Source organism: Microbacterium ginsengiterrae, from assembly GCF_014205075.1.
GTDB lineage: Bacteria > Actinomycetota > Actinomycetes > Actinomycetales > Microbacteriaceae > Microbacterium > Microbacterium ginsengiterrae.
Genome location: NZ_JACHMU010000001.1, coordinates 2,226,315 through 2,239,242, shown reverse-complemented (window position 1 = coordinate 2,239,242; position 12,928 = coordinate 2,226,315). Strand labels below are relative to the sequence as shown.

Below are 12,928 nucleotides of genomic sequence, written 5' to 3'. Positions count from 1 at the left end.
GTGGTCTCAGCGCGTCGGGAACGAGCGCTCGGCAGCGCCCGTGTACAGCTGCTGCGGGCGACCGATCTTGGTCTGCTTGTCGAGGTTGAGCTCGCGCCACTGGGCGAGCCAGCCGGGAAGCCGGCCGATCGCGAACAGCACCGTGAACATACGCGTGGGGAAGCCCATCGCCTTGTAGATGACGCCGGTGTAGAAGTCGACGTTCGGGTACAGGCGACGCTCCTTGAAGTAGTCGTCCGCGAGAGCGATCTCCTCGAGCTCCTTGGCGAGGTCGAGGAGCGGATCCGTGACGCCGAGCTCGCGCAGCACCTCGTCGGCCGCCTCCTTGACGAGCTTGGCACGGGGGTCGTAGTTCTTGTAGACCCGGTGGCCGAAGCCCATGAGCTTGACGCCCTCTTCCTTGTTCTTGACGCGCTCGACGAAGCGCTGAACGCCCTGACCGGAGTCGCGAATCTCGGCGAGCATGCTGAGCACCGCCTCGTTGGCACCGCCGTGCAGCGGCCCGGAGAGCGCCTGGATGCCGGCGGAGATCGACGCGAACTGATTGGCACCGGTCGACCCCACCAGCCGCACGGTGGAGGTCGATGCGTTCTGCTCGTGGTCCTCGTGGAGGATGAGCAGGAGCTCCAGCGCCTTGGACATGACCGGGTTGATCTCGTACTGCTCGGAGTTGACCCCGAAGTTCAGCTTGAGGAAGTTGTCGACGAAGCTCAGCGAGTTGTCCGGGTAGAGGAAGGCCTGTCCGACGCTCTTCTTGTGCGCGTACGCGGCGATGACCGGGAGCTTGGCGAGCATGCGAACCATGTTCAGTTCGACGTGCTCCGGGTTGTTCGGGTCCGTCTGGCCCTCGTAGTAGGTCGAGAGGGCGGCGACGGCCGAGGACAGCACCGACATCGGGTGCGCGGTGTGCGGCAGGGCCGAGAAGAAGTGCTTGAGGTCCTCGTGGAGGAGCGTGTGACGGCGCACGCGCTCGTCGAAGTCCGCGAGCTCAGCCGGGGTGGGGAGCTCACCGTAGATGAGCAGCCACGCCACTTCGAGGTAGGTGCAGTTCTTCGCGATCTGCTCGATCGGGTACCCGCGATAGCGGAGGATTCCCTGATCACCGTCGATGAAGGTGATCTCCGACTTCGTCGACGCCGTGTTGACGAAGCCGTAGTCCAGGCCGGTGTAGCCCGTCTGCTTGGTCAGTGTCGAGAAGTCGATGCTGTCCGCGCCGGCAGTGCTGCGCAGAATCGGGAAGTCGGCCGTGGTCTCGCCGATCGTGAGAGTGGCCTTGGCCTGCTGGTCTCCCGCTGCACTCACGCGGACCTCCTAGTACGTGTATGCGACCATGTCGGTCTTGTTTCGTCGAGGGGCGATGCACGGCGCCGAGCGCCTGGTCGGGTCCCGACCGAATCGCCTCTACAGCCTAGTCGCCCGATGAGCCAACTGTGACATCCGCCAAGAGGGGCCGGAAGATCGCCGTGGGATCCTACAGAGCCACGCGCACCAGCCGCCGGGCACCCTCTTCGATCCGCTCCGTCGGCGCCGTGAGGGAGAGACGGACGTGACGAGCGGAGTCCGTCCCGTAGAAAGGGCCGGGCCCGGCGAGGATGCCGAGGTCGGCGAGCCGCGCCATCGACTCCCACGCGTCACGGTCCTCGGTCGCCCAGAGGTACAGGCCAGCCTCAGAGCCGTCGATGCGGAAGCCCGCCGTCTGCAGGGCGGGCAGCAGGAGATCCCGCCTGACCCGGTACAGCTCCTTCTGCGCGGCGACGTGCTCATCGTCGCCCAGCGCGACGACCATCGCCTGCTGGACGGGCGACGGCATCATGAGGCCGAGGTGCTTGCGCGCCCGCAGCAGGTCGGCGATCACCTCGGCGTCCCCCGCGACGAAGGCGGCCCGATAGCCGGCGAGGTTGGACTGCTTGCTGAGCGAATAGACGCTGAGCAGGTTGCGCCGCGACCCGTCGGTCACCCGCGGATCGAGGACCGAGGGGATGGTCTCCTCCGCCCACGGCCCGTCCCAGCCGAGTTCGGCGTAGCACTCGTCGCTCGCGAGCACCGCTCCGAGCTCTCGCGCGCGACGCACGGCGAGCGTGAGCTCCTCCGCGCTCCACGTGCGGCCGTCGGGGTTCCCAGGACTGTTGATCCAGATGAGCTTCGCCCCATCGGGCCAGGAAGCCGGGTCGTCCGCCGCGACGGGGGTGGCACCGGCGATGCGCGCGCCGACCTCGTACGTCGGGTAGGCGACACGGGGATGGACGACGATGTCGCCCTCACCGAGGCCGAGCAGCGTCGGAAGCAGTGCGACGAGCTCCTTGGAGCCGACCGTCGGCATCACTTCGTCGACCGACAGTCCAGGCACTCCGCGTCGACGCGCGTACCAACCCACGATCGCCTCACGCAGCGCGGGCGTCCCGATGTTCTGCGGATACGCGTGCGCGTCGGTGGCCGCGGAGAGCGCTGTGCGGATCACCTCGGGGGTGGGATCGACCGGCGATCCGATCGAGAGATCCACCAGTCCCTGCGGGTGCGCTGCCGCGCGCTCGCGGAACGGGACGACGGCATCCCACGGGTAGTCGGCGAGATCCCTGACCCCCACGACGCCTACTCTCCCTGAGGCGGGAGGGCGGCGATGATGGGGTGGTCGTGCTTGATGACGCCGACCTTCGCCGCACCGCCGGGCGAACCGATCTCGTCGAAGAACTCGACGTTCGCCTTGTAGTAGTCCTGCCACTCGTCGGGCAGGTCGTCCTCGTAGTAGATCGCCTCGACGGGGCACACCGGCTCGCAGGCGCCGCAGTCGACGCATTCGTCGGGGTGGATGTACAGCGATCGCTCGCCCTCATAGATGCAGTCAACGGGGCACTCGTCGATGCAGGCTCGATCCTTGACATCGACGCACGGAAGGGCGATCACATACGTCACCCCTCCAGTCTACGTCGCGTCGCCCCTGTCCGGTTCGCTCTGAGCGACCGAGGCCGTCGCGGCGGGGGTGCCGCGCGGCGTGCGACGCAGATTCGGCCAGGCGATCACGAGCAGAGCGATCGCCGAGATCAGGTAGATCCACACCTGACCGATCGGCGTGTTCGGCACGATCACCGACCCTCCCGCCCCGGGCCCGGAGATGATCAGCAGAATCCCGATCATCCCGATCGCGGTCGCCACCGTGGCCCCCCGGTCGTGCGTCAGAGACCGCACGGCGACGAGCAGGGCTGCGCATGCGATGGCACCGACGAGCAGGCCGACGGGCACCGGGCCCCACATGAGGCTGTGCGCGATCGTCCCCGCAGCACCGTAGACGACGCCGACCAGAGCGGCGGCGATCCAGGACAGGGTACGAGTCAACCAGGAGGGCACGGTGCGATCTTACGCGTGCCGACAGGGCGCCGACGCGTCAGGCCGCCCACCCCAGGTACCTCAGGAGCGCGGCGACCGCTGCCGCCGCGACCACCACGACGAGGAAGGACTGCCGCAGGCGGAGAAGCCCCGCCGCCACGAGCACCGCGGGGATCCGGGCGTCCACGACGACTGCCTGTCCGTCCCCGAGCGTCTGCACCGCCACGAGAGCGGCGAGGAGCGCCACGGTCAGGAGATCCGAGATGCGCGCGGGACGCGGCGCCTCGAGCAGGTGGGAGGGGATGAGATATCCGAACGCCTTCAGCGCCACACAGATGCACGCCGCCAGCAGCACGGCGCTCCAGACGCTCATGTTCGCGCCCCCTGACCGGTGCCGGACTCGCCGTGGCGCGCGCCGCCGTTCCTCCGCGCGAACCAGTTGAACCAGCCGACGACCACCGCGACGGTCGCGGCGATCAGCACCGGCAGCCCCGGCATGATGAACGGGGTCAGGCATGCGGCGATCACAGCGGCGGCCACGCCGACGGCGATCGCCTGCCGTTCCTTGAGGCGCGGCCACAGCAGGGCGAGGAAGGCGGCGGCCGCGGCGGCGTCCAGCCCCCACGCGCGCGGATCGCCGAGCACATCGCCCAGCAGCGCCCCGAGGAGGGTGGCGATGTTCCACCCGACGAAGACGCCGAGACCGGTCACCCAGAACCCGAGCCGGCGCAGCGGTGTCGTCGGCTGCGAGATCGCCACCGCGGTCGATTCATCGATCGTGACCTGCGCTGCGACCGCACGACGGAGTACCCCCCGGCCGATGATCGGCGACATCCGCATGCCGTAGGCGAGATTGCGCACACCGAGGAGGGCCGCAGAGGCGACGGCCGCGGGGAGGGCGCCGACTCCCCCGGCGCCGAAGACGCCGACGAAGGCGAACTGCGAGCCGCCGGTGAACATGAGAAGGCTCAGCACGGAGGTCTGCCAGACGTCGAGTCCTGAGGCCACCGACAGTGCGCCGAAGGAGATCCCGTAGGCGCCGGTGGCGATCGCGACGCCGAGGCCCTCGCGCCACACCTCGCGGCGCGCATGCGCGTCGTCGGGGGCGACCTCCGCCCGTTGTGTTGAACCCATGATGATCATTCTGACGCGCCGCACTCCCCCACCACGAACACGGCTTCGGTCACCGACGACGAAGCCCCGCCCTCCGGATGATCCGGGGAGCGGGGCTTCGTGGCGGCTGTGACGCTTACGCGTTGGCGTCCTGGCGCTTCATCCGCGAGGCCTCACGACCGCGGATCGTCTGGTCGAGGATCACCTTGCGGATGCGAACGGCCTCGGGCGTGACCTCGACGCATTCGTCGTCACGGGCGAACTCGAGGCTCTCCTCCAGCGTCAGCTGGCGCGGCGGCGTCATCGACTCGAAGGAGTCGGAGCTCGCGGCACGCATGTTCGTGAGCTTCTTCTCCTTGGTGATGTTCACGTCCATGTCGTCGGCGCGCGAGTTCTCGCCGATGACCATGCCCTCGTAGACCTCCTGCGTCGGCTGCACGAAGAACGACATGCGCTCCTGGAGGGCGATCATGGCGAACGGGGTGACGACACCCTGACGGTCGGCGACGATCGAGCCGTTCTGGCGCGTGACGATCTGGCCGGCCCAGGGCTCGTAGCCGTGCGAGATCGCGTTCGCGATGCCGGTGCCGCGGGTCGTGGTGAGGAACTCGCTGCGGAACCCGATGAGTCCGCGCGAGGGGACGATGAACTCCATGCGCACCCAGCCGGTGCCGTGGTTGGTCATGTTGTCCATGCGACCCTTGCGGTTCGCCAGCAGCTGCGTGATCGCGCCGAGGTGCTCCTCCGGCGTGTCGATCGTGAGGTGCTCGAACGGCTCGTAGACCTTGCCGTCGATCTTCTTCGTGACCACCTGCGGCTTGCCGACGGTGAGCTCGAAGCCCTCGCGGCGCATGTTCTCGACGAGGATGGCGAGCGCGAGCTCACCGCGACCCTGGACCTCCCACGCGTCGGGGCGTCCGATGTCGACGACCTTGAGCGAGACGTTGCCGATGAGCTCCTTGTCGAGACGGTCCTTGACCATCCGAGCGGTGAGCTTGTGGCCCTTGACCTTGCCCATCAGCGGCGAGGTGTTGGTGCCGATCGTCATCGAGATGGCCGGGTCGTCGACGGTGATCGCCGGCAGCGGACGCACATCCTCGGGGTCGGCAATCGTCTCGCCGATGGTGATGTTCTCGAAGCCGGCGATGGCGACGATGTCGCCGGGACCGGCGGACTCGGCCGGGTAGCGCTCGAGTGCACGGGTCTTCAGCAGCTCCGTGATGCGGGCGTTGCTCGTGGTGCCGTCCGAGCGCACCCAGGCGACCGTCTGGCCTTTCTTGAGCGTGCCGTTGAAGACGCGCAGCAGCGCGAGACGGCCGAGGAACGGGCTGGAGTCGAGGTTCGTGACCCAGGCCTGCAGCGGCGCCTCGTCGTCGTAGGAGGGGGCGGGAACGTGCTCGAGGATCGCCTCGAAGAGCGGCTCGAGGTCGTCGTTGTCGGGGAGGCTCCCGTTGTCGGGGCGGTTGCGGCTGGCAGCACCCGCGCGACCGGAGGCGTAGACGACCGGGACGTCGAGCAGTGCGTCGACGTCGAGATCGGGGACGTCGTCGACGAGGTCGCCTGCGAGACCGAGGAGCAGGTCCTGGGCTTCCTCCTCGACCTCGACGATGCGGGCGTCGGGACGGTCGGTCTTGTTGACCAGGAGGATGACGGGGAGCTTCGCCTCGAGCGCCTTGCGCAGCACGAAGCGCGTCTGCGGCAGCGGACCCTCGGAGGCGTCGACGAGCAGGACGACGCCGTCGACCATGGACAGGCCGCGCTCGACCTCGCCACCGAAGTCGGCGTGGCCGGGGGTGTCGATCACGTTGATCGTGATCTCGCGTCCACCGGCGTGCTCACCCTTGTAGGTGATCGCGGTGTTCTTCGCGAGGATCGTGATGCCCTTCTCGCGCTCGAGGTCGTTCGAGTCCATCGCACGTTCATCGACGTGGGCGTGTTCGCCGAAGGAGCCCGTCTGACGGAGCATGGCGTCGACGAGAGTGGTCTTGCCGTGGTCGACGTGCGCGACGATAGCGACATTGCGGAGGTCAGAGCGGAGGGCGTGCGCCATGCAGGTTTCCTAAAAGGGGTGTGGGATGCGCCGGGATGCCGACGGTACAGGATATCGCACGCTCACTGATCGGGCGCTGACCGCGCTCCCAGGGGCTCCCGTAGCATCGGTCTGTGCGCCACTCAGCATCCACCGTCACCCCGCCGTCGTCCCGGTCGCGGATCCGGTGGGAGATCGCGATCGTGCTCGCACTCGGACTCGGCGAATCGGCCGTCTACTCCATCGTCCAGCTCGCCTACCGCCTCACCGACACCACGCCCCTGGCGGACCAGACCACCACGCTGAACCCCTCCCGCAGCGACCGCGAGATCTTCGACCTCATCTACCAGCTGCTGGGGATCGGGTTCGCTGTCGTGCCGGTCGTGCTCGTCTGCTTCCTGCTCTGGCAGAACACCCGCCCGCACCTGGGGTCGCTGGGTCTTGACGGCACCCGCGTCGGCGCGGACATCGGCCGCGGCATCCTGCTCGTGCTCGTCATCGGCATCCCCGGTCTCGCCCTCTACGCGGCCGGGCGCGCGTGGGGGCTCTTCGTCGCCGTCGACCCCGGCGGACTCGATGCGCACTGGTGGACCGTGCCCGTGCTGCTCCTCTCGGCCGCCAGGGCGTCGGTCATGGAGGAGTTCGTCGTCCTCGGCTACCTGTTCCACCGGCTGAGGCAACTGGGCTGGGGCATCTGGCCGATCATCATCGCGACATCGGTGCTGCGGGCGAGCTATCACCTGTACCAGGGCCCCGGTGCGTTCATCGGCAATCTCGGAATGGGGCTGCTGTTCGGCTGGCTGTTCGCCAGGACGGGGCGTCTGCTGCCCTTCCTCGTGGCGCACTTCCTCATCGACGCCACCGCCTTCGTTGGTTATCCGTGGGCCGCCGCGACGTTCCCCTGGCTGTTCGGCTTCCCCGGGTGACGGGTGCGGGACCCATCACGATTCTGTTTCATCTCCTCCTGCCGATCCTGAACAGGACGGGGGCCGAACTAATCTGACGTCATCACGTACCGGAGCTTGTCAGGCGCCCACCCATGCGCGCCGCGACCCGGTCCGATCAGGAGGAAGAACAAGTGAAACGATCACGGATCGCTCTCGGCTTCGCCACGCTCGTGGCCGCGGGCTCTCTCGTCCTCGCCGGTTGCGCCGGCGGCGGCGACAACGCCGGCAACGGTGACAGCGGTGAGGGCGCAGCGAGCGGAATCATCACGGCGAACAACACCGAGCCCCAGAAGGGCCTCATCCCCGCCGACACCTCCGAGGTCGGCGGCGGCAAGGTCGTCGACCTGCTCTGGGAGGGCCTGGTCTACTACGATGCCGACGGGCAGACGCAGATGGGCGTCGCCGAGTCGATCGAGTCGGACGACAGCACCACCTGGACCGTCAAGCTCCGTGAGGACGCGGTCTTCAGCGACGGCACCCCTGTGCAGGCGCACAACTTCGTCGACGCGTGGAACTATGCAGCGAACATCGACAACGCGCTGGACAACCAGTACTTCTTCGGCGACATCGAGGGCTTCAGCGAGTCCGAGCCCGTCGAGGAGATGTCGGGTCTGAAGGTCGTGGACGACTACACGTTCACGGTCACCGCCACCCCGGACTTCCCCGACCGCCTCGGCTACTCGGCCTACTACCCGCTCCCCGACGTCGCGTTCGAGGACATGGAGGCGTTCGGCCAGAACCCGATCGGCAACGGTCTGTACATGCTCGACGGCGACGGCGCGTGGAAGCACGACGAGTCGATCAGCCTCGTGAAGAACGACTCCTACGTCGGCCCGCGTGAGGCGAAGAACGACGGCGTGTTCTTCAAGATCTACGCGTCGCTGGATGCCGCCTACAGCGACCTGCAGGGCGGCAACCTCGACGTCCTCGACCAGATCTCCGACACCGCGTTCTCGGTGTTCGAGTCCGATCTCGGCGACCGTGCGATCAACCAGGCCGGCGCGCTGATCACGACCCTCGCGATCTCCACCAACCTGCCGCACTTCGGCATGGACGAAGAGGGCAAGCTGCGTCGTCAGGCGCTGTCCCTCGCCGTCGACCGCGAAGAGATCATCGACGCGATCTTCGAGGGGACCAACATCCCCGCGAAGGACTTCACCTCGCCCGTCGTCGACGGGTACACCGAGGACCTCGCCGGCGGCGACGTGCTCGAGTTCGACCCGGAGCGCGCCGCGGACCTGTGGGCCCAGGCCGACGCCATCTCGCCGTTCGAGGGCACCATCGAGGTCGCCACGAACAGCGACGGCCCGCACCAGGTGTGGATCGAGGCTGTCGCCAACCAGTGGAAGAACAACCTCGGTGTCGACTCCGCACCGAAGCTGTACCCGACCTTCGCGGCGTTCCTCGACGACCGTGAGGCCGACGTCGTGGGCGGACCGTTCCGCGCCGGCTGGCAGGCGGACTACCCGGGTGCGTACAACTTCCTGCAGCCGCTGTACTTCACCAACGCGAGCTCGAACCACGGCTTCTACTCGAACCCGGAGTTCGACGCGCTGCTGAATGAGGCGGTGTCGACGTCCGACCACGACGAGTCGATCGCGAAGCTGCACGAGGCGCAGGAGATCCTCCTCGCCGACCTGCCCTCGATCCCACTGTGGTACCAGGGCACGACCGGTGGCTTCAGCGAAGACGTCGACGGCGTCCAGTTCGGCTGGAACTCCGTCCCGATCTTCAACGAGATCACCAAGAAGTAAGCTGTGCAGACGAGGCCCCGGGGACGCCCGGGGCCTCGTCTGGCTGTCACCTCTGCGTCATGCGCAGTATCTAGGAGCAACTCCACACCATGAACTTCCGGTCCGCGCGGACTCCGGCGGCGCGAAGGGGCGCTCGCACATGCTGAGATACGTCCTCCGTCGCCTGCTGCAGGTGATCCCCGTCCTCCTCGGTACGACCCTCCTCATCTACTGGATGGTCTTCGCCATGCCGGGCGACCCCGTGGCCGCACTGTTCGGCGACAAGCAGCCCAGCGAGGCCCTGCTCGAGCGCGTGCGCGCGCAGTACAACCTCGACAAGCCCTTCATCGTGCAGTACCTGCTGTACCTGAAGGGGATCTTCGTCGGCGACTTCGGCATCAGCTTCTCCGGCGAGCCGGTCGCGCAGATCCTCGCCCGCACGTTCCCCGTGACGCTGAAGCTCGCCGTCATGGCGATCGCGATGGAACTCGTGCTCGCGGTGATCATCGGGCTGTTCTCCGGCCTGCGCAAGGGCAAGCTGTTCGACAACATCAACCTCATCATCGGCCTGCTGTTCCTCAGCGTGCCGATCTTCGTCGTCGCGTTCATCGCCCAATTCGGGCTCGGGGTGAAACTCGGCTGGTTCTCACCGACCGTCGGATCGGGAGCCCCGATGAAGGACCTGCTCCTTCCGGCCATCGTGCTCGCGGTGAGCCTCTACGCCACGAGCATGCGTCTGACCCGTGCATCCGTCATCGACACGCTCAACCAGGACTTCGTGCGCACCGCCTACGCGAAGGGCCTCTCCCGCGGCCGCGTGATCCCGGTGCACGTGCTGCGCAACTCCCTCATCCCCACCATCACCAACACCGCGACCGACTTCGGCACGCTGATGGTGGGTGCGACCGTCACGGAGGGGATCTTCAACGTCCCCGGCGTCGGCAATGTGCTCTTCAACGCCATCCTGAAGGGCGAGAACGCCACGGTCGTCTCCTTCGTCACCGTGATGGTGCTGATCTACCTCGGTGTGAACCTGGTCATCGACCTGCTCTACGCCGTGCTCGACCCGAGGATCCGCTATGCCTGATTCGCCCACTCCCTCATCCCCCGGCATCGGCGAGCCGCTGCCCACTCACTTCGTCGCCGCGGTGGACGAGACGCCGGCCGTCGTCGATGCGGTCCGCGTCCGCGAGAAGAAGTCGAACCTGTGGATCGACGCGTGGCGCGACATGCGCGTGCGACCCATGTTCTGGATCTCGGTGGTGATCATCCTCGTCGTGGTCCTCGTGTCGCTCTTCCCCGGGCTGTTCACGCAGGTGGACCCGCGCGCGTGCACGCTCGCGAATTCGAACGGCGCACCGTCCGCGGGGCACCCGCTCGGATTCAACCGCCAGGGATGCGATGTCTACTCGCGCATCATCTACGGCGCGTCGACGTCGGTGTCCGTCGGTCTGCTCGTGATCGCCATCACCTTCGTCGTCGGCACGCTCATGGGATCGCTCGCGGGCTTCTTCGGCGGATTCCTCGACACCGTGCTCTCGCGTGCCGGTGACATCTTCTTCTCGATCCCCTACATCCTGGCCGCCGTCGTCGTCATGAGCGTGCTCGCCGATTATCGCAATCCCCTCGTCATCGCCTTCGCGATCGGCGGGTTCTCCTGGCCGATCACGGCGAGGATCGTGCGAAGCGAGGTCCTGCGCGTCAAGAACGCCGACTTCGTGATGGCAGCGGGGTCCCTCGGGCTCTCGCGCGGTGCCACCCTCGTGCGCCACGTCCTCCCGAACGCCCTCGCCCCGGCGATCGTCGTCACGACGCTCTCCCTCGCGAGTGCCATCGTCGCCGAGGCGACGCTGTCCTTCCTCGGGGTCGGACTGCCCCCGGGGCAGTACATCAGCTGGGGCAACGACATCAGCGCCGCGCAGCTCTCCCTGCGCACGGACCCGATGCCGCTGATCTGGCCGTCACTCGCCCTCTCCATCACGGTGCTGGGCTTCATCCTGCTCGGGGAGACCGTCCGCGACGCCCTCGACCCGAAGGCGAGGGCACGTCGATGAACACGCTCCGATCCGAACGCACCCCCATCGAGCCGCCGCTGCTCAGCGTCCGAGGCCTGCGCGTCGGCTTCAAGGTCGATCGCCGCATCAACGAGGTCGTCCACGGCGTCGACTTCGACGTCCACCCCGGAGAGACCGTCGCGATCGTCGGGGAATCCGGTTCCGGCAAGTCGACAACGGTCCACGCCCTCATCGACCTGCTCCCCGGGACCGGGAAGGTCACCGGCGGGTCGATCATGTGGAACGGCAAGGAGCTCGTCGGCGCGAACCGTCGCACGATGGAATCGCTCCGCGGCCGAGAGATCGGCCTGGTCCCTCAGGACCCGATGTCGAACCTCAACCCCGTCTGGTCGGTCGGCTTCCAGGTCGAGGAGGCCATCCGCGCCAACGGTCTCGCCCAGGGCCGTGCTGAGGTCCACCGCCGCGCGGTCGCCGTGCTCGAGCAGGCCGGCCTGAAGGACGCCGAGACGCGGATGAAGCAGTACCCGCATCAGTTCTCCGGCGGCATGAAGCAGCGCGCCCTCATCGGCATCGGTCTGTCGGCCGATCCGCAGCTGCTGATCGCCGACGAGCCGACCTCCGCGCTCGACGTGACCGTGCAGCGCGTGGTGCTGGACCACCTCGAATCGCGCACGCGCGAGCTCGGCACCGCGGTGGTCTTCGTCACGCACGACCTCGGACTCGCGGCGGAGCGGGCTCAGAAGCTCATCGTCATGTACCGCGGCAACATCGTCGAGGCGGGTCCGAGCCGCGAGATCCTGGCGAATCCGCAGCATCCGTACACGAAGCGCCTTGTCTCGGCCGCCCCGAGCCTCGCCTCCCGTCGCCTGGGGAGCAAACCCGAGCTGCCGCCGGCCCCCGCGGAGTCGTTCGATCTGGCCGCGATCGCGGAGCCGGACGCGAAGCCCGTCGTGACCGCGCAGCCCATGATCGAGGTCGAGAACCTCACCAAGATGTACAAGCTGCGCACCGGCAACTTCGGATCCAAGGACTTCGTGGCCGTCTCTGATGCGACCTTCCAGATCCATCGCGGTGAGACCATGGCGCTGGTGGGCGAGTCGGGCTCCGGCAAATCGACCATCGCGAAGATGGTGCTGCAGATCGAGAAGCCGACGTCCGGGACCATCCGGATCGAGGGCAACGACACCGCCGCGCTCTCCGGTGCGCAGCTGTTCGATCTGCGCAGCAGACTGCAGCCGGTGTTCCAGGATCCGTACGGGTCGCTGGATCCGCTCATGAGCATCGGGAACTCGATCGCCGAGCCGTTGAACGTGCACGGTGTCGGTGACCGTTCGACGCGGCGGCAGCGAGTGCTCGAGCTGCTCGACCAGGTCGCCCTCCCCCGCGCCCTGGCGACGCGGTACCCGAACGAGCTCTCCGGCGGACAGCGGCAGCGTGTCGCCGTGGCCAGGGGCCTGGCGCTGAACCCCGACATCCTCGTCCTCGACGAGGCCGTGTCGGCCCTCGACGTGCTCGTCCAGGCGCAGATCCTCGACCTGCTGGCATCCCTCCAGCGCGAGATGGACCTGACCTACCTGTTCATCACACACGACCTCGCCGTGGTGCGGCTCATCGCCGACCGGGTGTGCGTCATGGAGGCGGGCCGGATCGTCGAGCAGGCCTCGGTCGACGAGGTGTTCGACAACCCGCAGCAGCCCTACACGCAGCGTCTGCTCGACGCGATCCCCGGACGGGACATCGAACTGGGCGTGTGATCTGTCGGGCGGGGAC

General features: G+C 67.6%; 12 protein-coding genes. 5 read left to right on the top strand and 7 right to left on the bottom strand.

Annotation, left to right across the window (positions count from 1 at the left end; all coding sequences use genetic code 11):
- Positions 1 to 6: 6 nt before the first annotated feature.
- The 7 genes from HD600_RS10915 to typA all read right to left on the bottom strand — a co-directional run bounded on the left by HD600_RS10915 (position 7) and on the right by typA (position 6,484).
- Positions 7 to 1,302: a citrate synthase gene (locus HD600_RS10915; protein WP_184283645.1), complete on the bottom strand. Its 1,296-nt coding sequence runs from the start codon at positions 1,300 to 1,302 to the stop codon at positions 7 to 9.
- A gap of 169 nt (positions 1,303 to 1,471) precedes the next feature.
- The gene (gene dapC, locus HD600_RS10910; RefSeq protein WP_184283643.1) at positions 1,472 to 2,584 is read right to left on the bottom strand and encodes a succinyldiaminopimelate transaminase; all 1,113 of its coding nucleotides are present in this window, start codon (positions 2,582 to 2,584) and stop codon (positions 1,472 to 1,474) included.
- Between the two features lie 5 nt (positions 2,585 to 2,589).
- Complete coding sequence (fdxA, locus tag HD600_RS10905; protein WP_144795635.1) at positions 2,590 to 2,910, bottom strand: ferredoxin; 321 nt, start codon at positions 2,908 to 2,910, stop codon at positions 2,590 to 2,592.
- 9 nt (positions 2,911 to 2,919) lie between these two features.
- Positions 2,920 to 3,342, bottom strand: coding sequence for a histidinol dehydrogenase (locus HD600_RS10900; protein WP_184283641.1), 423 nt, complete (start codon positions 3,340 to 3,342; stop codon positions 2,920 to 2,922).
- Positions 3,343 to 3,379: 37 nt separating this feature from the next.
- Entirely contained in the window at positions 3,380 to 3,694 is a 315-nt protein-coding gene (locus HD600_RS10895) for an AzlD domain-containing protein (RefSeq protein WP_144795636.1), read from the bottom strand.
- Positions 3,691 to 4,455: an AzlC family ABC transporter permease gene (locus HD600_RS10890; protein WP_184283639.1), complete on the bottom strand. Its 765-nt coding sequence runs from the start codon at positions 4,453 to 4,455 to the stop codon at positions 3,691 to 3,693. Before HD600_RS10890 ends, HD600_RS10895 begins: the two co-directional genes overlap by 4 nt.
- Before the next feature lie 115 nt (positions 4,456 to 4,570).
- On the bottom strand, positions 4,571 to 6,484 hold the full coding sequence (typA, locus tag HD600_RS10885; RefSeq protein ID WP_184283638.1) for a translational GTPase TypA: 1,914 nt from the start codon (positions 6,482 to 6,484) through the stop codon (positions 4,571 to 4,573).
- Positions 6,485 to 6,597: 113 nt separating this feature from the next.
- On the opposite strand from typA, the gene HD600_RS10880 reads away from it, so the two are divergent.
- The 5 genes from HD600_RS10880 to HD600_RS10860 all read left to right on the top strand — a co-directional run bounded on the left by HD600_RS10880 (position 6,598) and on the right by HD600_RS10860 (position 12,912).
- Positions 6,598 to 7,389, top strand: coding sequence for a CPBP family glutamic-type intramembrane protease (locus HD600_RS10880; RefSeq protein ID WP_184283637.1), 792 nt, complete (start codon positions 6,598 to 6,600; stop codon positions 7,387 to 7,389).
- Between the two features lie 152 nt (positions 7,390 to 7,541).
- Entirely contained in the window at positions 7,542 to 9,164 is a 1,623-nt protein-coding gene (locus HD600_RS10875) for an ABC transporter substrate-binding protein (RefSeq protein ID WP_184283636.1), read from the top strand.
- 139 nt (positions 9,165 to 9,303) lie between these two features.
- Complete coding sequence (locus HD600_RS10870) at positions 9,304 to 10,230, top strand: ABC transporter permease (RefSeq protein ID WP_184283635.1); 927 nt, start codon at positions 9,304 to 9,306, stop codon at positions 10,228 to 10,230.
- On the top strand, positions 10,223 to 11,197 hold the full coding sequence (locus HD600_RS10865; RefSeq protein WP_184283634.1) for an ABC transporter permease: 975 nt from the start codon (positions 10,223 to 10,225) through the stop codon (positions 11,195 to 11,197). The genes HD600_RS10870 and HD600_RS10865 overlap by 8 nt, the downstream gene beginning before the upstream one ends.
- Entirely contained in the window at positions 11,194 to 12,912 is a 1,719-nt protein-coding gene (locus HD600_RS10860) for a dipeptide ABC transporter ATP-binding protein (protein WP_144795643.1), read from the top strand. The genes HD600_RS10865 and HD600_RS10860 overlap by 4 nt, the downstream gene beginning before the upstream one ends.
- The last annotated feature ends 16 nt before the right edge of the window (positions 12,913 to 12,928 follow it).